We start from the raw sequence: 20,662 nt of genomic DNA, 5'->3' as shown, positions 1-20,662 counted from the left end.
GTTGAATTGGGTATGAAAACAATTAAGTATAATAAATTAATCAGAGATAGAATACCAGAAATAATTGAGGCTAGTGGGAAAAAGGCTGTAGTTGAGAAAGTAGAAGGAGAAGAATTGCTAAACTTGTTAAATATGAAGTTGTTTGAAGAACTAAATGAATATAAACAATCAGGAGAAGTAGAAGAACTAGCAGACTTAGTAGAAGTAGTACAAGCTATCCTAGAATACAAAGGTATTAGTCTAGAGGAATTTAATGAAATAAGAGAAAAGAAAAACATCAAAAGAGGTAGATTTAAGGAAGGATTATTGTTAGTAGAGGTAATAGAATAATTAGTACAAAAGATATATTGGAGGTATTTCATGAAAGAAAAAGTGCTTAGTTTTTTATCAATTTTCACATCTATTTTTGCAACCCTATGCTGAACAGGTGGGCTAATACTAGCGCCTCTAGGTTTGGGGGCAGTTGGCAGTGCATATTTTTCAAATATGACTAAGTATAAGCCATTGTTTGTAATCCTTACGGCTGGATTGCTATACTGGTCCTATAGTATTATTGAAAAGAAAAGATCAAGTAAAACCACCAAGGTAATATTTTGGTTAGCAGCTATTATATCTATAATAATTGTTTATTTACCAAATATTATTGGTATGGTAAATAAGTTATAATATCGAGCATGGATGACAATTCTTTTCATTGACAATACCAGTAGAAGACTAGGGGTGAGAAGATAGTAGATAAAATGGGTATGAGCTATTCATACAAACCGGTACTATTAAAAGCTATATTTGAAAATATAGATGATAAGGGAAGGGTAAGGGTTGAAGATCTAGTAGACTATTTCATTGACTATTATGAAGATAGAAGAGAAAAAGGATTAGTAGTTGAGAAAAAGACTTGCCTTTACTTAAGAGAATATACAAGAAAAAAAGTAGAAAACAATATCTTTACTAACCCTTTTAAAAGATTTGAAGATATGAATTTCATAAAAAGGAATAAAGACTTGGAGTATATAGAAATAGGTAGACATATTTTGAAAAAGCTTAGTGATGATGAGAAGAAATGGATAATGGAGCAGAGTGATAGGAAATTAAGGGAGTATTTTGGGGATAAGATGTTTGGATATAGTGGATAAATCTTGTAAGTATGAATAATAATATGATATTTGATTATAAACTAATAAAGGAAATTTGGATTTTATGATGAATATAATACAATGAATACTATATAGAATGTTTGTTATGTAATTAAACTCAATATATATATTTAAAGGAGAGGAATAACTTTGTTTAGAACTTTAATATATTTTGACAATAAAAAGATAACAGAGTACAAATCATTGATTGAAGGAAAAAAGGCAATTTCACTAAATAATGTTAAAATAAGTAGTGAAAAGATAGGAAAAGCTCAAATACCAGTTTTATCAGGGGAATTTACAGGAAGAAGTGAAATGAATGGTGAAATTTTAAGCAACTATTTACTTGATTGTGCTGAGTTTGAGAATTTACTAAAGGATAGAGATGACTATTATGACTTTACTAAAAATGACAATTTTGATATTGAAACAATTAGTAGATCATCTATTATTCATTTTAATGCTATTTTTGAAATCCCACCAGAATTTGACATGCTAGATTTAATAAATCAATTTAAACCAATTTTGATAAGAAGTGTAGATACTAATTCAAAAGATGAAAGTGATTTATTAAATAGTTTATTAGGAAAGGACAGTACTAAGATTCCAATATTTATTGAAAATGATCAAGTTCTGTCTAACAGATTAGGTTTTTCGAAAATTAACTCAAATTACTTACATTGTGATATGGCTAATTTAGAGGACTTTGAAAATCAAGATGTTACTATAATTGCAAAACTTTTATTTAGAAGAGACATTCAAAGTGAACCTGTTGTAGTTTATGATGTAATGAAGGATTTATTCGGAATAGGAAGGGCAATTAGAAGGCAATTAGGTAATAACAAAATAGACGGTATAAATAATATTAGTATTAATGAAGATTTTATAACATTAGAGATATTAGCTATCTACCAATAAATTAAAAATATTATTTTATTGAAATAGATAAATAAGGATGCAATAAAGTAATATAGATAATAAATGTGAAAGGATAAAAAATATGAAGATTAAAAGCATAAAAATCAATAAATTTAAAAGGTTTATGGATTTAATTGTTTCTAGATGTAGAAAGCACAACAATTACTATGATGGCAAAGCTTGTATTTGAAGACAAAGAAACAAATGAAATGGTTATGGATAGGATGTTCTATAAGACATATCCAGTAGATATTTTAATTATAAACTTAGATGGAACTATTGAGTCGGATTTTGATGAGTCTTATAAAGCTGAAAGTTTAAACTTTATAGAAGAATACAAAGAAAAATTAAATTTAGAAAAAAAGTTTGGTATGGATAAAAATATAGATTCTACAAGAAATACAGAAAGATATAAGAAAATGTATAGAAATGAAATAAAACCTGAATCAAGAAGCATATATTGCGGGATATATAAAGACCTTGTACATAAGATATTACAAAATTATACTGAGGATCAATTTAAAATTATTTCATCAGGTTGTTCAAATAATATATCTGTTTATCAGATAGTTAAAGAAATATTAGATGAAGAGATGAATAAAGGTAACATTAGAGCTAAGACTATGCTAAATAAAATCACTGAATTCATAAAATAATTGTTATATAGGAAATATTATAAGGATAAAAATTCAGAATCTAAAGAAGCTGTTGATACAGCATATAAATATCTGAAAGCCAATAGTAAAAGTATTGGTGGAAATATAAGCACTACTACAAAGGATTATTTAGTAAATGTTCAGGATTCAAATGGTATAGGTATGATTACAGGATTAACATTACCAACAATGGTAGCGATATCCTCTATTGCATTAGGAAAGCCATCTTTAAGTAGTATGGCTATATTAGGTGATATAAGTATAGGAGGAACGCTATTAAGGTAGATGAATTAGCCAATACCCTACAAGTATGTTTAAATAGTGGTGCAAAAAAAGTATTGTTACCTCTAACTTCAGCAGCAGATCTAGGGTCAGTACCACCAGAATTAGTTGGAGCCTTTAATTTAATTTTCTATAGTTCTCCAGAAGATGCTGTGTTTAAGGCTTTGTGGGCGGAGCAATGGGGGATTTTATAAATATTGATATTTCTATTCCAGCAGATAATGAAGGGGATGTATTGCTAAAATGTCGTTTGTGGAAGAACTGTTAAATTAAATACTACAAAATATAATTTGGAGGGATATTATGAATAGAGAAGAATTACTTAAGAAAGAAATGTTATATTTAAGTGAGTTTGCTGTTAAAAGTAATCCATCTTGCCTAACTAAAAGGCGTAATTTTGAACCCAATGAGGATATTATAGAGAGATTAGATTTTCAAAGGGATAGGGATAGAATTATACACTCAAGGGCTTTTCGAAGACTAATGCATAAAACACAAGTATTTAATGCTAATTTGGGTGACCATTATAGGAATAGATTAACACATACTATGGAAGTTAATCAGATTGCTCGGTCTATAAGTAAGAATTTAGGACTAAACGATGAACTAACAGAAGCAATAGCTTTAGGTCATGACTTAGGTCATACGCCATTTGGGCATATTGGTGAAAGGACGTTACACCTGTTAATATCGGGTGATATTAAAGATAATGAGGGGGAATTTAACCATAATAAATTTGGGGGATTTAAGCATAATTATCAAAGTCTGCAGATAGTTGATAATATGGAAAAAAGATCGAATGAATATAATGGTATAAATCTAACATTAGCAGTAAGGGAGGGTATTCTAAAACATACTGGTTCTAAAATAAGAATCCCTAAGGATATTGCAAGTCGAAATTCTTTAGACAGTCAAAAGGTTGAAGTTAGTTATTCAACACTTAATCTTGATGGAATATCTATAGATAAGCCTTCATTTACTTTGGAGGGACAGGTTGTTGCAATCGCAGATGAAATAGCTCAATGTACTCATGATTTAGAAGATGGGATAAGAGCAAAAATAATAGATCTAAAGAATTTTAAAAATGATGGATTAATTAAAAAAATATGTTCGGAGAGAAAAATTAATTTAGATGATTTAGTAGAAACTGTAGATGTTAGAAATGTGCTAATTAAATATATGGTAGGTGAATTAATTAATGATGTTTGCAAAACAACTAGTGAAAATTTATCTAAATTAAAAAATGAAAACAGAATTCCTAAGTACACAAGCCTTGAAGATGTATATAAAGAGCAAATTGTTTCTTTTTCTAAAGAAACAGAAGAATTACATAAAGAGTTAAGTAACTTAATAACTAAATTAGTTATTGCTTCTCAGCAGGTAACACAATCAGACTTAAAAGCTGAGTATATAATTAAAAGGTTATTTAAAGCATATTTTAATCATCCGCAACAACTACCTGATTATATTTTAAATAGGTATTTTATTAAAAAGGGAAAAGAATTTAATAGGTTTAATATTGCAGATAATATTGGAGATTTAAAAAGTGATTCGGAATTTGTAAGATTAATCTGCGACCATATAGGAAGTATGACAGATCAATATGCCTCAAGAGAATACAAAAAACTGTATGAACCAGAATATTACTAATAGTTTATGATTACATCAACAACTAAATAAAATCACTAAAATTACTCATATTAACTTTTCCATCTTATTTGCTAAGTAAAAAATAGAAATGGAGGGAGGAGTTGAAAAAGATCTTAAAGGAAAATAGAATCAGTAAAGATTTAATAAGAAAAGATATTGCAGAGTCAATTTGTATTACTGTAAATGAATCCTATGAAGCACTTATAACTACTATTGAAGAAAAGTTCTTATATTACAAAAGGAGTTAATATCATTAAAGAACATATAAAAGATGTTTATGAATAAGGAGAACTTGAAGAAAGTTAAACTAGTAAGAATTACTTACAGGTTCAAAATGAGGATGCCCGTGAGGTTACATGAGTATACAACCTATAACACCAGATAATGAAATGATAGATGACTTTCCGAAACTGAAAATTAATTTTAAAGATAATCTTGATAGATAATAATATCAAGATTATTTTTTTATTTTCACCAAATTACCCATAGTAACTTTCACGTTTTATTTCTATTTGTTAAGTAAGAAATAAAAATGGAGGGATGAAATGAGAAAAAGTTTGAAGAAAATTAGAATCAGTAAAGAATTGTTGCAAAAAGATATTGCCGAGGCAATTAAGATTAGTCCTGCTTTTTATAGTTTGATTGAAAGTGGGGAAAGGTTGCCTTCTATGAAAACAGCTAAGAGAATTGCATCGTGTCTGGGTCTTACTTTAGATGAATTTTATGAAGCAATTACAACTCGGTAGTTTAATACAACTCTTTAAATATTTAAATTAGAATAGGGATGTATTTGTCAATTGAAAAATGGTTGAAGTTAAATGGATTAAAATAGTTACGGATATATTTGATGATGATAAGGTATTGTTAATTGAAAGTATGCCTGAGGCTGATGGGATAATTGTTATTTGGTTTAATGATTATATCGCTGAATATGATCCAGCGATATGCATTAGAGATCCACTAATACTCATGATGATGCCACCAATAATTCTTTAGATTAATTCGCACGATGATTCCACTTTCACAGATCTTTCTGTAAAATAAAGAAGTAGCTTATGCTACTGAATTTACAGAAAGGGGGGAAATGTTATGGCTAATAGAATCAAAGTGAAGCTCATTCTTGAGCTTCGTTCAGCACATATGTCACATAATTTAATAGCTAGTACAAGACATATGTCTAAAAACTCTGTTAGTGATGTATTTAATATTGCTGACAGCCTCGGTATTACCTTTAATGATGTTAAAGACAAATCTGAGGAAGAAATTTATCGCATGCTTTATCCAGACAAATATGCAATAGAAAATTCATATAAGGATCCAGATTCGTAAAGAAAAGCAACAAGACACGAGATCATGAATTAGAAAGAGCGAGAAGGTACAAAATAGATTATGAAAGAAGGTGTGATGATGAGTAAAGCGGGTGTGAAATTTGATTTTGTAAAAGAAAAATTGATGAAGGATGAAGAGTTAGCCTTAAGAGTAGGAACTCAAAAATCAAATATTTCAAGATTAGAAAGTGGCTCTTACAATCCATCACTTGATTTTCTAGTTAAAGTTGCAAAAAGTCTAGGAAAAAAAATATATATCGAGATTAAATAATTTACATTAATCCTAAGAAAGTATTCAAGCAATCTATTTTCTTAGGATTAATCATTTATAATTGATTACTAATGGGCATAATACATTCTATACTTAATTATTCTTAATAGGTGGTGGAATGTGTTATTTATTATAGATATGCAAAACTCTTATATAGATAAGGATAAAGGAGAAAGATATATAAAGGATTCTGAAAAGATGGTAGATGGAATCATAGATAAGATAAAAAAAACTGAGGAAAAAGGGGAATATATATTTCATACTGTAGATATTCCTATTGAAAAAAATAACTTTAAAGGTGAAAATAGTGAACAGAATCTCATTAATGATATAGAAAGCATAGAAATTCAAGAAATGAAATCAGATAAAGAAGAAAAATGGAGTTGTGAGCCATATAAACTTTTAAAATCTTATTTGGATAAACATGAAAAGGTTAAGAAATCATATTATGCTATTCCCCCTGAAACTTTATTTGAAATTCAAAGAAGGTTTAAGGAGCAAAATCATATTATTGAAGAAATTGAGTTTGTAGGGATAGAGACTCATATTTGTGTTCTTGCAAATGCCATTTGTCTCCAAAGTGCTTTCCCTCAGGCAAATATTGTTATACATGAATCACTTTGTATGAGCAAAAATGAAAAGGATCATAAAAGAGCATTAAAAATAATGGAAGCTTTAGGAATGGAAATAAGGAGAGAAAAGGATGAAATTATCAAGTGAAGCTTTAAAAAATTTAACTAATGATTTAATTCAATGGATAAAAGACAGTATGGTGAAAAATGGTGGAGATAAGGCTGTTATCGGGATCTCTGGAGGAAAGGATAGTTCTGTAGTAGCTGCTCTTTGCGTTAGAGCTTTGGGAAAGGAAAATGTTATAGGTGTTCTTATGCCTGATGGAATCCAACATGATATTTCTGATTCTAAAGAGATTTGCAAGGTTTTGGAGATTGAAAGTATAGAAGTAAATATTGAAGAAATGACAAAATCTTTTTTACATGCTTTGAAAGATATTGATAAGGGGTTGATTCCAGATGTTTCAAAGCAAACTAAACTAAATCTTCCACCAAGAGTTAGAATGACTTTACTCTATGCTATTTCTCAGTCTATAGATAAGAGTAGGGTCATAAATACTAGCAATATTTCCGAAGATTGGATTGGCTATGCTACCATATATGGAGATACAGCAGGAGCTTTCTCTCCGCTGGGAATGCTAACATCTGATGAAGTTATACAAGTTGGAGAGTTTCTTGAGATACCTTCTAAATTTATTATAAAGAAACCAAGTGATGGACTTACAGGGAAAGTGGATGAAGAAGTATTTGGGTTTTCTTATGAAGTCTTAAATAATTATATTAGAGAAGGAATATGTGAAGATGAAGATATAAAAGAGAAGATTGATAGTATGCATAAATATAGTCGTCATAAGTTTTTACCTATTCCTATGTTTAATGCTGCCTTGCCTATTAAAGCACAAGACATTGCAAATATCTATAAATGATATAATCTGAGGCCATTCCAATTGACCTCAGATTTATTTTATGCTACTATTTGTACAAACTTTTCCTTATAGATTTGGACTAATTCTGTTTCTGTTACATTTTTACTTGGTTTATCTAATACTATTTGCCCCTTATCCAGCATTATTATCCTATCTGAATATTCGATGGCATCTCTCATGTTGTGGGATATCATTATGGTTGTTATTGAATATTTGTCTATTAATTCTTTTGTTTTTCTCATTATAACATGAGAAGTCTTTGGGTCTAAAGCTGCTGTGTGCTCATCAAGTAACAACAAGTTAGGATGTTTCATAGCAGCCATTATCAGAGAAAGAGATTGTCTTTGTCCACCAGATAAAAATTTTACCTTAGTATTTAATTTGTTTTCAAGGCCTAAGTCCAAATCTTTTAATAGCTCTACATACTTATCAATATTATTCTTTTTTACAAGCTTTCTTAAGGTGAATTTTTCACCCTTTTTATCTGCCAAGGACATATTTTCCAATATGGTTAATGAAGGGGATACTCCCATAGACGGATCTTGATGTACCCTACCTATGTGAATGGACCTTTCTTCTTCTCTTAGCATTGAAATATCTTTTCCATCTATGGCAATCTTTCCTTGGTCTGCTAATATACTACCACCTATTATATTTAGGAGTGTAGACTTCCCACAGCCATTTGAACCAATAATTGCTGTGCATTTATTTTCTTCTATTTCTAAATTGAAATTGCTAAAGATGTCTATTTCGTTGTCCGTATTTTTATTAAAACTCTTTGATAGATTTGCTATTTTTAACATCTTTTTCCCCTCCCTTATTTTTGAATAACCCAAAGATATCTACTGCAAAATTATTATAGGATATGAATATTATTACGATTATTGCATTTATTGCTCTAAGGTCATTGGGGTTTAATCCAAGGTCTATGGCAATTCCACCAATAATCTTGTATATTATTGCTCCTAATATTGCTCTTGTTGTATTCTTGAGTTTATTTGAATTCTTTTTTATAGTATCTCCTATTATTATTGAGGCAAGGGCTACAACTATAATAGAGCTACCCATTGTTATATCTGCAAAGCCTTGGAATTGAGCCATCAATGCCCCACTAAGAGCTACTAATCCGTTGGCTATCATTAGTCCTATTGTCTTGTATTTATTGCTATTTTCTCCCAGAGATCTTACTAGGGATTCGTTATCTCCTGTTGCTATTAACAAATAACCTGTTTCTGTTTTTAGAAATTGATCTAAGATTATTTTTACCAACAATACAATGACAACTAATACTACTAAAGTTGAGCCTAAATCGAATATTGAGCCATAACTGAAAAGGGGCATATTAGATTTTCCATTTATTTTTAGATTTACAGAATATAATATGGTCATAGTTAATATCCCGGCCAATAGTGGTTTTATTCTCAAATTTGTAAAGAGTGTAGCAGTAAGTAATCCTGCCAAAGTTCCAAAGAAGAAAGCCATTAAAGTACTTATTATTGGGTTAACTCCCATTGAAATAAACTTAGCAAATATAAAAGCTCCAAAAGGAAAGGTTCCTTCTACTGAAAGATCCGCTATATCTAATATTTTGTAAGTTAAAAATATTCCCATAGCTAAAACTGCAAATATCAGTCCTTGCTCTAAGGATGTAACCATTAATGAACTCATTGTATATCACTCCAGTTTTTAATCAGATTTTGCTGCACCTTTAAATGCTTTGTTATTTATGTCAATATTTAAAGCTTTTAATGTATTTTCATTGTAAACCTTTTTAGTATTGGTAGAAGTCTCTGAAGGTATATCTGAAGGGGATTTACCATCTACTAATATTTCTTTTGCCATTTTAGCTGATTGCTTTCCTAATTCATAGTAGCTAAGGCCATCAGTTACTAGGATTCCACCTTTTACATGGGAATCTTCTGCACCTACTGTAATTAGATTATTGGCTATGGCCTTTTCAGATACTATATTTATTGCAGAAGCCACCATATTATCTGTAATCGTATATATTCCATCTACTTTCTTAATTATAGAATCTACAGCTTGTGGTATATCGTTTATAGTAGATACTCCTACTTCAATTATTTCTAAACCTAGTCCAGTAGCTAATTCTTTTGCCATTTCAACTTGAATTTGTGAATTCGATTCGCCTGTATTAAAGATGACTCCAATTTTTATGATAGTGTTATCAATATCTTTGAATAATTGTAATTGTCTATCCATTGGACTTGCATCTGATGTACCGGTTACATTCCTACCTGGTTTTTCCATTGAATTTACTAGCTCTGCAATTACGGGATCAGTTACTGCACTAAAAATTATTGGTATATCTGATGTAGTCTGCTTGGCCGACTGTGCTGCTGGTGTTGCAATGGCATATATTAAATCAACCTTATCCTTTGTAAGCTTTTGAGCAATGGTTAGGGAAGTTGGTATATCTCCCTGTGCATTTTGGTATATTATTTCTGCATTTACACCAAGTTCTTTTAGTCCATCTTCAAACCCAAGTCGAGCATCATCCAATGCAGGATGGTCTGCTAATTGGCTAATTCCAATTTTAAACTTTGTTTCGCTAGGATTGGCGTTTGATTCTTTGGCACCTGTGCAACCTGTTAATGTGATTGAACTTATTAGTAATAATGATATTAATTTGGTGACTTTGAAATTTTTCATTTTTTATCCTCCTTAAGATTTTTGTTGGATGGAATGTTAGCTCAGTTTAAAGGATTTATATAAGTAGGTTATTTTCCACAGTTTCGCAACTCAAATCTATTTACTCCTATCGGTCGTATAGATTTGGTGCTCATTGCGTTTGACTTACAACAACTCAACTTCGTTTCGTTGTGTTAGTTCATAAAAAAAATCTTCCCCCCCTATAAATACAGCATTAGCTATACTTATAGGGACGAAAGATTATATATCCGTGGTACCACCCTAATTATGACAAGAAGTCATCACTCAATCAGACCTAACAGTCTTATCCCTTGTAACGATGGGCTTTCGGATTCGTCTACTTGCCGAAGCGTTGAACGAATCTGCTTAGGAGTGTATATTATATATCTTGTTATTGTTGGTTCTCACCCTTCCCAACTCTCTTTGAATAATCAATGATATTTTTCTCTCCATCAAAGCATTTTTAAATATTAAAGATTATCATAATACCTTAACAGAAGAATGTCAAGAGAAACTTTCAAATTCTTTATTATCTTTATTTCTATATTGACATATGAAAACATATGAAATAAAATGAAAACAGATGAATGAAAGGGGGATATGATATGGAGTTTGAAAAATTATATACTGTTGAGGATATTGCAAAGATGACAGGCTTAACTTCTAGAACTATACGAAATTACCTTAAGGATGGGAAACTCAAAGGGAAGAAAATCGGAGTACAGTGGAGATTTACAGAAGAAAATATAAGTGAACTTTTTAATGATAAAGATTTTTCTAATTCAGTAGATGAAGCAAAAAACCAAATTGTAATTGATTTTATTAAAAATAAGGAAGCTAAAGATATTAATATATGCTCTATCATTGACTATCCATGCGAAAGCTATGACAAAATAGAAGATCTGAGTAAAAAGCTATTAGAAGTTGTTAATCTTCGAAAAAAGACAGGTCATATAACTTATTCTTTTCAATTTCAAGAGGAGTACAAAAAGGCAAGGTTTATTATAACGGGAGAAGTTGAGGGAGTTCAAGAGATTTTAGATATTTTAGCCACAGCAAAACTATAATAATCTATATGAAAAGGGGATGCATTTTGGATGAAAGAAATGGATTGTGAAATGAGAAAACTATATAGTGATATAGAAGTGGAACTAGATAAGGTAAATTTCAATGATATATGGTCAGGATTTTCTAGAACAGAGTTTGCAATTTATAATAAATCAAAGGTCTTTTTAAAGGATGATGTGATATCTCATGATGAAAGATTTTTAGGTAATACAAGTATTGATTACAATGGAGATAAATTAGCCATCTGGTATATTGAGGACACCAGTCAAGAGAATATAGAAGAACTGGCTTCCAATATAGTACATGAAATGTTTCACTCATATCAATTTTTAAATAATGAATCACGCTTTCCCAATGATTTAAAAGGATTAGATTATCCCATGGACTTAAAAAACTATGAAATTAAGTATAGAGAAAACATGCTATTGGTTGAAGCTCTTAGTAGTAATGATAGAAATTTAAAGTATGATATGTTAAAAGAAATTATTGGACTTAGAATCTTCAGGTTACAAAATTATGGAGATATTATAAAGTATGAATTTGCAATTGAAACAGTTGAAGGTAGTGCTGAGTATTGTGGAGCTAAGGCTCTTAGACAGATATCTAAAGAAGTCTATGAAAAGAGAATAGAAAGATATAAAAGAATTCTTTCAAAGGATATATCCAAAATATTTGATATTAGAAGGAGCTGCTATTATAGTGGAACTTTATTTTTACTCCTTTTGGAAGATTTAGATATATCTTTTACACATGAAATACATGGCCAGCATCAGCATATATTTGAAGAGGTGGCAGATAAGGTAGGATATAGTTCAATAAAGATAGATGATATAAAAAACTTAGAGCTAGAAAGGTATTATATAGAATATAAGAAGGAAACAGAAAAGAAATTTGAAGATTTCTTTAATCAATCCTTTGAAAAATATAAGGGTGATTTTTATATTTGTGGCTATGATCCTATGAATATGATTAAACATAAGGATAAGATTTTGTGTAGTCATTGTATTTTCCTAGAAGACAAAGTAGAGAATAAAAAAATATTCTTAAAGGGACCCTTAGTAGTTAAATTAGAAAAGGGAACTAGCAACCATGTTATAGAATATTATTTGAAGAAAATTGTTGATGATATGGAGCAAGCGCATTAGCAATATAGTTAATAATTACACATAAAACTGCCATATAGAGATAATCTCTCTTAGGGCAGTTTTCATTTTGTACAATATTATAATCATCTAAGATATTAGATGAAAGGAAATAATAGTTGACAATCATCTAATATAATTTTATAATCAAATTAAAGATATGAAGGGGTGATGGAATGAGTAGGAAATACAATATTAATCATAGTCCTAATTTGGCATTAGAGGCAGGGGGATTTTTATATGAAATGCTAAGGGAAAGTGAAAAAAAGGTTATTGAGAATTATCATAGCTTTGGCAAAAAGGAAGAAGAGATGCTGGATTTATTTGCATCATATCTGGAATACAAGAAGGTATTATTGAAAGAAGTTCTTCCAATTTACAGGAAATATCCTAGATTGGAAAAGATTTTCCAGATGGAAGATGAAGGGGAATATGATTTTGATTTAGGCTATTATCTAATAATTTTATTAGAGCAAAAATTAGAAAAATCATTGTCAAAAGAAGAAGTCGATGAATTAGTTGGAGAATGTATATTTGATATGGTGGAGGATTTTGGAATAGACTTAGATGAAGATACTAAGATTCAATCTTTATCTCAAACAATTGAAATTCTTGAAAAAGTAAAATTATCAGATGGGAATAAATTGAGAGTAATATATCTTTACCAAAATAGATACGAAATAGTAGAACAAATAAAAAAATTCCTTGAAGAGGTGATCCCTAGTTTTCAAAAACATTACACTATTATTGAAGATGATTATAAAAGATATGTGGATAAAATAGAAAGATTAGAAAAGTTAAACTCTATATTGGATCAAATAGTAAATCTAACAACCCTAAAAGATGTAGAAGGAAATATTAGACTAACTATTTTTCCTTTTAACCGATTATCAGTAAGATATAAATACGATATATTGACCTATTCCATAGGAATGTACTTTTTTACATTAGGTGAATTAAAAGACACAAACAAAACTCAAGGTAACGGTTTAGTTACAGATTTAAAAGCTTTAGGGGATATAACGAGATTAAATATAATAAATAGAATTGCTAAGAGACCTATGTATATTCAGGAGTTATCAGATGAATTAGATTTGACACCTGCTACCATATCACATCATGTTAATATATTGCTTAAATCTGAATTAATCACAATTATTTTAGATGAAAGGAAGGCTAAAAAGATATATTATAAGCCCAATGAAAGAAAATTAGCAGAACTGGGAGAGATTATCACAAATCTAGCTAGTGAAAATAGAGAGGAGATGGACTTAAGTGGAAGCATCAACCAAATATCCATTGTTTAAAACAATTAAAAGGCTATTAAAAAATGTATCAAATCAAAATCCAAGATTATTTTTGTATTTTGCTATCTATACTTTAACAGCTACAGTTTATCCCTTCTTCTCTATTATCCTACCTAAGCTGCTAATAGGTGAGCTAGTACTAGGTGAGGAGGCTAGATTAGAAATAATCATATATATTGTTTTAGCTTATTTTCTATCAACTGGCATTATTGGATATATAAGAACCTATGTAAAGGAAATTTGCTATACTAAGATTTCATATCTTAGATTGGGTTATTTAAAGGATATATTTTATAAATTATCAAGAATGGATTATAAATATGTAGAGGATGCTGGATTTTATGAAGAAAATGATAGGGCATTAGAATCTACCAGTAGTAATAATAACGGAGTAGAAGGAGTATATCATAAGCTTTATTCAGTGCTTGCAGTATTTTTGACCGTAATACTACTTTCTATTTGGATAGGATCTGTTAGTATATTAATTTTATTGGGACTTCTTTTAAATATTGGTGTAAGTCTTTGGATTCAAAGAAAGGTTCATTTATATGAATATGGAATGAAAAAAGAAATTGCTCATCAAAGTAGAAAAAAACGATACTATTATGAGACAACTCATGATTTTGGATTTGGAAAAGAAATTCGACTATATAATCTAAAGGAAAGAGTTTTAGAAAACTATGAGAAGGAAATTAAGGGATATATAGGATTTCATAAGCTTATTAAGAATAGAGAGTTTTTATTAGGATTTTTAGGACTATTTACTTTACTGATTAGCCAGGGAATTCTATATGGAACTTTAATTTACAAAGTTGTCCATGGTATGAGTATTGCTGACTTTTCCATGTATCTAGCCTTAATACTTCAATTATCTATACTACTTAGGACTTTGGCAGAAGATCTTTCATTTATCTACAATGAGGGAGCCTATGTCCACGATTTATTCCTCTTCCTTGATAAGGATCTAGGTCAAGAAGGTGGAAATGTTGAAGCTATTAAAGATGATACTTTGGAGATTGAATTCCGTAATGTTAGCTTCAAATATCCTAAGACTGACAAGTATATATTTAAAAATCTAAATTTAACTATACCTAAGGGACAAAGGCTGGCAATAGTAGGGGTAAATGGAGCAGGGAAATCTACTTTAATAAAGTTAATGACAGGATTATTCAAAGTAGATGAAGGAGAAATTTTAATAAATGGTATTCCTATTGGCGACTTCAAGAAAAAGGACCTACATTCAATGTTTTCTGTCCTCTTTCAGGATGTAAATGTATTAGCCTATACAATAAAAGAGAATATAGCCTGTAAAACTGATAATGTAGATGAATCAAGAGTAATAGAAGCATTAAATAAGGTAGGTCTAGGGGAAAAGGTAAATTCTCTAAAAAAAGGCTTATCCCAAACAATGCTAAAGGTCATAGATGAAGAAGGGACGGAATTCTCAGGTGGAGAAAGTCAAAAACTTGCTATTGCAAGAGCATTATATAAGAATGGTAATATGGTAATCATGGATGAGCCTACATCTGCCTTGGATGCATTGGCAGAAGCTGCAATATATGAAGATTTCAGTGATTTAACCCAAGGAAAAACAGCTGTATATATATCCCATAGATTAGCAAGTACAAAGTTCTGTGATGCTATTGCATTGTTTGATAAAGAAGGATTAAAGGAATACGGAAGTCATGAAGAATTAATGGATAAAAAGGGTGAATATTATAAAATGTTTACTATCCAAGGCAAATATTATCAAGAGGGGGCTGAGTTAGTTGAAACAGTATAATAAAATAAAATCATTTGTGCAACTCTCATGGAGATTATCACCATCCTATATCCTCTTGTTAATACTAGATGCAATTTTATCCACTGCTAGAATTATGGTCAATATCATATTGCCAAAATTCCTTATAGATGAACTACTTGGAAGCAAAGATTATAATCAACTTCTGTTATTGGGTTCATTAATAGTAATATCTAATGTAATCTTTGGGCTTTGTGAAAATTTCATGAAGAGAACCATGACAATCAAGAAAATAGATATGTCAGAAAAGATGAGTAAGGCTATGGCGGAAAAAATCATGAATGTGGAATTTTCTTATCTAGAGAATCCTTATTATTTGGATTTGAAAGAGAGAGCAGTTTTTGCCATAAATAATCAATCTGCCCTTGAAAATACAATTTCCAGCTTAGCAGGTATAATAAAAAACATATCTACTATCTTGGGTTTGATTACAATATTATTTACTTTGAGCTGGGTTCTGGTATTGTTTTTAATATTAACTATTGGTTTATCACTATGGGCTTATAGTTATTTCATGAATTATCAACAGGGATTTTTTCAATCTTTGATACCAGTTAACAGAAAGTATGGATATTATGTAAGCCTTTGTTTTCATGATAAGTTGCACAAGGATATTCGCTTATATGATATGAGTCCTATGTTAACTCAGAGAGTAGCGGACTATAGTTTAGAGATAATGAGAGAATTTAGTGTTTACACTAAAAAGCAAGGTAAATTCTCAGGATTAAATGGTGTCATTAATGATCTACAAGCAGCCATAGCCTACGGATATGTAGGTCTAAGAGTTATAAGTAGTAAATTTGGTCCTACTATAGGCATTGGCTCCTTCACCATGTATGTATCCACAGCCATTAGCTTTTCTCAGACTACTGTGGATCTAGGACAAAATATTACCCGTATTTTTCAGATGCTAGGATATTTAGATTCTTATATGGAGTTTACATCCTTGCCAGAGATTGAAGAACAAAGCGGAAGTCTAATTATGGAAGATAAGATTGATTCCATTGTTTTTCAAGATATTTCATTTAAATATCCAGGGGCAGATACTGAGGTACTAAGGAATGTTTCTTTTGAAATTAAAGGTGGGGAGAAGATATCCATAGTTGGTCTAAATGGTGCTGGAAAAACTACCTTAATAAAGTTACTATGTAGACTTTATCAGCCTACTTCAGGTGAAATATTCATTAATGGACACAATATCTATAAATATGAGCACAAATCCTATATGGAAAAAATAGCAGCTATATTCCAAGACTATAAACTATTAGCTTTTACCATAGGAGAAAATATTACTTGTAATGAGGATTTTGAAAATGATCCAAGGGTAATGAAAATAGTAGAGGAAGTAGGATTAAAAGATAAAATAGATGAATTACCAGAGGGCATCAATTCACTCATAGGCAAAGCCTATGAAGAAAAGGGTATAGAACTCTCAGGTGGGCAAAGTCAAAAAGTAGCCATAGCAAGAGCTCTTTATAAAGATGCTCCCTTGGTCATACTTGATGAGCCTACATCTGCCTTAGATCCTTTAGCAGAAGCAGATATATATGAAAACTTCAATTCAATGGTAGGAGGAAAAACTGCTATTTACATTTCTCATCGAATGTCCAGTTCTGTATTTTGTGATAGAATTTTACTAATAGAAAATGGTACAGTAGTAGACTATGATAGCCATGGAAATTTAATGGAGAAAAAAGATAGTTTGTATTATAAACTCTTTAATTCTCAAGCAATGAATTATCAATTAAATAATTAATTTCATATTCTCATCTCTCATTATATAATGGGAGATTTTTTTATTTAAAAAAGAGTTGACAAATGGAAAATATTATTATAATATGAAATTGATATCAAAATGATATCATGCTTTAAAAAATAAAGGGGGGCTTTGAATGTCCGATATGGTCAATAATAATCAATCAAAACAACACAACGAAGAAATTATACCAAAATCATCAAATGGGCTAGCTGTACTTTTGCTGAATATTATACTGATGATTGCAGGTATAGCTGCACTTATTTATGGAATTTATTTAGCTGATACTGGATATGGTTATGGAATATTGTTAATAATTATAGGAGCTGCTTATTCTCTTGTTGTTGGACCTATATTATTTGCTGGACTAAAGATACTTAAGCCAAACGAGGCTCTTGTCCTTACTCTTTTTGGTAAATATTATGGAACCCTTAGAGGTGAAGGATTTTTCTTTGTTAACCCTTTTGTTAGTTCTGTTAACCCTGCATCAAAGGAAACATCCACAGGGAAACTAAGTGTTGATCAAAAAAAATCTGGAGGTACAGAAGTTACTTTACCAGCTAAAGTTGAAAAGAAAATCTCACTTAAAACTATGACATTGAATAATGATAAGCAAAAGGTTAATGATCAATTAGGTAATCCTATAATTATCGGTATTGTTGTGATTTGGAAGGTTGTAAATACTGCAAAAGCTGTTTTTAATGTAGACAATTATACAGAATTTTTATCTATACAAACAGACTCTGCCCTTAGGGACATTGTTCGAGTTTATCCATATGATGTTTCTGAGGAAGATAATGAGAAATCTTTAAGGGGAAGTAGTCAAGAGGTTGCAGAAAAGTTGAAAACTGAGATTCAATCAAGGGTGGATGTAGCAGGTTTAGAAATTTTAGAAGCAAGAATCACACATTTAGCTTATGCTCCAGAGATTGCTGCTGCTATGCTTCAAAGACAACAGGCATCGGCAATAATAGATGCAAGACAGATGATTGTTGAAGGAGCAGTAGGAATGGTAGAAATGGCCCTTGCTAAATTAAATGAAAATGATATTGTCCATTTAGATGAGGAAAGAAAGGCAGCTATGGTTAGCAATCTCCTTGTTGTACTTTGTGGAAACAAGGATGCTCAACCTATAGTCAACAGTGGCTCCATATACTAAGAAGACTAAGGAGGGATGATGCTTGGAAAAGAAAGAGAATGGGAAAAAACAAGTTTTGCTAAGGCTATCATCATCCCTTTGGGAAGATTTAGCTGCATGGGCAGAAGATGATTTTCGTTCAATCAATGGACAAATTGAATATCTCTTAACGGAGAGTGTAAAGCAAAGGAAAAAAGGGAAGAGTAAAAATAATGAATAAAAAGTTCGAAACCAAGGCAAGAATATGAGTATTGCTTTGGTTTCTTATTTTTGGTAAATTATATATAATATTTGGATGTCATTACTGGATTTAATGGTATAATAGTTCATATACAGAACCAAAGATGAAGCTTGGAGGAGGTAAGTTAATGAAAGATAATATATATATAACGGGGCATAAGAATCCTGATTCAGATTCAATATGTGCAGCTTTAGCATATGCAGAATATAAAAATGCCAATGGAAATATTAATGCTATTCCTGTAAGGCTTGGAGAAATAAATAGAGAAACTAAATTTATCTTAGACTATTTTGGAGTTGAAGCTCCTATTCTTTTAGAAACAGCAAGATTAAGTGTTGAGGATTTAGATTTTGACAAAATTGCTCCTGTTAGTTCAGATATATCATTGCGTATGGCCTTGGAGTTAATGAAAAAGAATAATATAAACAGCCTTCCAGTTATAGATGAAAACGAACAGCTGGTAGGAATTGTAACCATATCGGATATAATAGGTTCTTATATAGATGTGTGGGATAATACTATTTTGGGGAAATCAGGTACTTCTATAGATAATATTATAGATACTCTTTCTGCTAAGTCTATTAATATTCCAAGTAAGATGAAAGCACTTACAGGAAAACTCTTGGTCCTAGCTATGGAGCCAAAGTCTGTAGTAGAATACATAGAAAAAAATGATATAGTTATATGCGGAGATAGAAAAGATGCCCAAGAGCTTGCCATTAATAGTGATATTTCTCTAATGATTGTGACTGGAAATATTAAGGTAGATGATGAAATCATAAATCTTGCTGTAGAAAAAGGTATATCCATAATATCCACACCTCATGATACTTTTACAACATCTAGATTGATAACTCAATCTGTGCCTATAAAACATGTAATGACTCGTGACAATTTAGTAATGTTTGCACTTGATGATTTAGTGGATGATGTGAAAGTACAAATGTCTCAGACAAGGTACAGAACTTATCCAGTAATAGATGATAACAATAACAATAAAGTGGTAGGCTTGATATCTAGGTATCATCTGATTTCTAGTATGAAGAAGAAGGTGATTTTAGTTGATCACAATGAAAGAAGCCAATCTGTCGATGGTCTAGAGGAATGTGAAATATTAGAAATCATTGATCATCATAGAGTAGCAGATGTGTTTACGGGAAATCCAATTTATTTTAGAAATGAGCCAGTAGGTAGCACATCTACCATAATCGCTTCAATATTATTTGAAAATGGTAGAAGACCTTCAAAGAAAATGGCCGGAGTACTAGCTGCAGCTATAATTTCTGATACACTACTCTTTAAATCTCCTACATCCACCAATGTAGATAAGATGGTACTGGAGAGACTAGCAAGAATTGCAGATTTAGATGTTGATAAATTTGCTATGGAAATGTTTAAAGCTGGAACTTCTTTAGTTGGAAAGACACCACAGGAATTACTTAGTCAAGATTTTAAGGCATTTACCATAGGAGAAGATAAAGTAGGGATTTCACAAGTATATACCATGGATCCAGCTAGTTTAAGGGATATGAAATCTGATTTGATAGAATTGATGGAGGAAAGGGCTAAAAAGGATGAATATTCTATATTTATACTAATGCTAACGGATATATTTGATCAGGCTTCAGAAATGATTGTAGTAGGTCACAATAAGGAACTTATAGCAAAGGCCTTTGGAGAGACTCTTGTAAATAATTCCTTCAATGCACCAGGAGTACTATCAAGAAAGAAGCAAGTAGTCCCACCAATTACAAATGCTTTAACCAATATCCAAGGACTATAAGCTTAAATTAGGAGATG

General features: G+C 30.7%; 26 protein-coding genes and 1 other annotated feature. Of the genes, 23 read left to right on the top strand and 3 right to left on the bottom strand.

Features of this window, described 5'->3' with window-relative positions; translation table 11 throughout:
- The first annotated feature begins 12 nt into the window (after nt 1-12).
- The 15 genes from RIN63_RS08625 (at nt 13) to nadE (ending at nt 7,736) form a co-directional block, all read left to right on the top strand.
- Nucleotides 13-330 carry a nucleoside triphosphate pyrophosphohydrolase gene (locus RIN63_RS08625; protein WP_310444318.1) on the top strand — a complete coding sequence of 106 codons (318 nt, stop codon included), beginning with the start codon at nt 13-15 and terminating at the stop codon, nt 328-330.
- A gap of 156 nt (nt 331-486) precedes the next feature.
- On the top strand, nt 487-666 hold the full coding sequence (locus RIN63_RS08620; protein WP_310444317.1) for a hypothetical protein: 180 nt from the start codon (nt 487-489) through the stop codon (nt 664-666).
- An 80-nt stretch (nt 667-746) separates the two neighbouring features.
- On the top strand, nt 747-1,133 hold the full coding sequence (locus RIN63_RS08615; RefSeq protein WP_310444316.1) for a hypothetical protein: 387 nt from the start codon (nt 747-749) through the stop codon (nt 1,131-1,133).
- A gap of 150 nt (nt 1,134-1,283) precedes the next feature.
- A complete protein-coding gene (locus RIN63_RS08610; RefSeq protein ID WP_310444315.1) occupies nt 1,284-2,051 on the top strand; it encodes a hypothetical protein in 768 nt (255 codons plus the stop codon).
- 134 nt (nt 2,052-2,185) lie between these two features.
- Nucleotides 2,186-2,707 carry a hypothetical protein gene (locus tag RIN63_RS08605; protein WP_310444314.1) on the top strand — a complete coding sequence of 174 codons (522 nt, stop codon included), beginning with the start codon at nt 2,186-2,188 and terminating at the stop codon, nt 2,705-2,707.
- Entirely contained in the window at nt 2,708-2,992 is a 285-nt protein-coding gene (locus tag RIN63_RS08600; RefSeq protein WP_310444313.1) for a hypothetical protein, read from the top strand.
- A gap of 53 nt (nt 2,993-3,045) precedes the next feature.
- Nucleotides 3,046-3,183, top strand: coding sequence for a hypothetical protein (locus tag RIN63_RS08595; RefSeq protein ID WP_310444312.1), 138 nt, complete (start codon nt 3,046-3,048; stop codon nt 3,181-3,183).
- A gap of 109 nt (nt 3,184-3,292) precedes the next feature.
- A complete protein-coding gene (gene dgt / locus RIN63_RS08590) occupies nt 3,293-4,639 on the top strand; it encodes a dGTP triphosphohydrolase (RefSeq protein ID WP_310444311.1) in 1,347 nt (448 codons plus the stop codon).
- A 101-nt stretch (nt 4,640-4,740) separates the two neighbouring features.
- The gene (locus RIN63_RS08585; protein WP_310444310.1) at nt 4,741-4,887 is read left to right on the top strand and encodes a hypothetical protein; all 147 of its coding nucleotides are present in this window, start codon (nt 4,741-4,743) and stop codon (nt 4,885-4,887) included.
- A 297-nt stretch (nt 4,888-5,184) separates the two neighbouring features.
- On the top strand, nt 5,185-5,385 hold the full coding sequence (locus tag RIN63_RS08580; protein ID WP_310444309.1) for a helix-turn-helix transcriptional regulator: 201 nt from the start codon (nt 5,185-5,187) through the stop codon (nt 5,383-5,385).
- Between the two features lie 58 nt (nt 5,386-5,443).
- Nucleotides 5,444-5,635: a phage replisome organizer N-terminal domain-containing protein gene (locus tag RIN63_RS08575; protein WP_310444308.1), complete on the top strand. Its 192-nt coding sequence runs from the start codon at nt 5,444-5,446 to the stop codon at nt 5,633-5,635.
- 93 nt (nt 5,636-5,728) lie between these two features.
- The gene (locus RIN63_RS08570; protein ID WP_310444307.1) at nt 5,729-5,968 is read left to right on the top strand and encodes a hypothetical protein; all 240 of its coding nucleotides are present in this window, start codon (nt 5,729-5,731) and stop codon (nt 5,966-5,968) included.
- A 78-nt stretch (nt 5,969-6,046) separates the two neighbouring features.
- Entirely contained in the window at nt 6,047-6,238 is a 192-nt protein-coding gene (locus RIN63_RS08565; RefSeq protein ID WP_310444306.1) for a helix-turn-helix transcriptional regulator, read from the top strand.
- 120 nt (nt 6,239-6,358) lie between these two features.
- Complete coding sequence (locus tag RIN63_RS08560) at nt 6,359-6,958, top strand: isochorismatase family protein (protein WP_310444305.1); 600 nt, start codon at nt 6,359-6,361, stop codon at nt 6,956-6,958.
- Nucleotides 6,942-7,736: an NAD(+) synthase gene (gene nadE / locus RIN63_RS08555; RefSeq protein ID WP_310444304.1), complete on the top strand. Its 795-nt coding sequence runs from the start codon at nt 6,942-6,944 to the stop codon at nt 7,734-7,736. Before RIN63_RS08560 ends, nadE begins: the two co-directional genes overlap by 17 nt.
- Nucleotides 7,737-7,774: 38 nt before the next feature.
- On the opposite strand, the gene RIN63_RS08550 is transcribed toward nadE, so the two are convergent.
- From RIN63_RS08550 to RIN63_RS08540, 3 genes are read right to left on the bottom strand one after another with little or no spacing between them, the layout of a single operon-like run.
- Nucleotides 7,775-8,539 carry an ATP-binding cassette domain-containing protein gene (locus tag RIN63_RS08550; protein WP_310444303.1) on the bottom strand — a complete coding sequence of 255 codons (765 nt, stop codon included), beginning with the start codon at nt 8,537-8,539 and terminating at the stop codon, nt 7,775-7,777.
- Nucleotides 8,505-9,404: an ABC transporter permease subunit gene (locus RIN63_RS08545; RefSeq protein WP_310444302.1), complete on the bottom strand. Its 900-nt coding sequence runs from the start codon at nt 9,402-9,404 to the stop codon at nt 8,505-8,507. The genes RIN63_RS08550 and RIN63_RS08545 overlap by 35 nt, the downstream gene beginning before the upstream one ends.
- 18 nt (nt 9,405-9,422) lie before the next feature.
- Nucleotides 9,423-10,409, bottom strand: a complete 987-nt coding sequence (locus RIN63_RS08540) for an ABC transporter substrate-binding protein (RefSeq protein ID WP_310444301.1) — start codon at nt 10,407-10,409, stop codon at nt 9,423-9,425.
- Between the two features lie 225 nt (nt 10,410-10,634).
- Nucleotides 10,635-10,874 (bottom strand) — a binding site (T-box leader).
- Nucleotides 10,875-11,014: 140 nt separating this feature from the next.
- On the opposite strand from RIN63_RS08540, the gene RIN63_RS08535 reads away from it, so the two are divergent.
- The 8 genes from RIN63_RS08535 (at nt 11,015) to RIN63_RS08500 (ending at nt 20,645) form a co-directional block, all read left to right on the top strand.
- Nucleotides 11,015-11,476, top strand: coding sequence for a helix-turn-helix domain-containing protein (locus RIN63_RS08535; protein WP_310444300.1), 462 nt, complete (start codon nt 11,015-11,017; stop codon nt 11,474-11,476).
- A 30-nt stretch (nt 11,477-11,506) separates the two neighbouring features.
- Complete coding sequence (locus tag RIN63_RS08530; RefSeq protein WP_310444299.1) at nt 11,507-12,622, top strand: hypothetical protein; 1,116 nt, start codon at nt 11,507-11,509, stop codon at nt 12,620-12,622.
- A 173-nt stretch (nt 12,623-12,795) separates the two neighbouring features.
- Nucleotides 12,796-13,926: a metalloregulator ArsR/SmtB family transcription factor gene (locus RIN63_RS08525; protein ID WP_310444298.1), complete on the top strand. Its 1,131-nt coding sequence runs from the start codon at nt 12,796-12,798 to the stop codon at nt 13,924-13,926.
- Nucleotides 13,895-15,709, top strand: coding sequence for an ABC transporter ATP-binding protein (locus tag RIN63_RS08520; RefSeq protein ID WP_310444297.1), 1,815 nt, complete (start codon nt 13,895-13,897; stop codon nt 15,707-15,709). The genes RIN63_RS08525 and RIN63_RS08520 overlap by 32 nt, the downstream gene beginning before the upstream one ends.
- Nucleotides 15,696-17,483 (top strand): ABC transporter ATP-binding protein, encoded by a 1,788-nt coding sequence (locus RIN63_RS08515; protein ID WP_310444296.1) that lies wholly within the window; start codon nt 15,696-15,698, stop codon nt 17,481-17,483. Before RIN63_RS08520 ends, RIN63_RS08515 begins: the two co-directional genes overlap by 14 nt.
- 136 nt (nt 17,484-17,619) lie before the next feature.
- Nucleotides 17,620-18,642 carry an SPFH domain-containing protein gene (locus tag RIN63_RS08510; RefSeq protein WP_310444295.1) on the top strand — a complete coding sequence of 341 codons (1,023 nt, stop codon included), beginning with the start codon at nt 17,620-17,622 and terminating at the stop codon, nt 18,640-18,642.
- Between the two features lie 22 nt (nt 18,643-18,664).
- On the top strand, nt 18,665-18,841 hold the full coding sequence (locus tag RIN63_RS08505; RefSeq protein WP_310444294.1) for a PTS ascorbate transporter subunit IIC: 177 nt from the start codon (nt 18,665-18,667) through the stop codon (nt 18,839-18,841).
- Nucleotides 18,842-18,989: 148 nt separating this feature from the next.
- Nucleotides 18,990-20,645 carry a putative manganese-dependent inorganic diphosphatase gene (locus RIN63_RS08500; RefSeq protein ID WP_310444293.1) on the top strand — a complete coding sequence of 552 codons (1,656 nt, stop codon included), beginning with the start codon at nt 18,990-18,992 and terminating at the stop codon, nt 20,643-20,645.
- Nucleotides 20,646-20,662: the final 17 nt, after the last annotated feature.

This window comes from Tissierella sp. (genome assembly GCF_031460495.1).
Lineage (GTDB): Bacteria > Bacillota > Clostridia > Tissierellales > Tissierellaceae > JAVKTS01.
The sequence above is the reverse complement of the archived record's forward strand: the minus strand, read 5'-3'. Positions and strand labels throughout refer to the sequence as shown.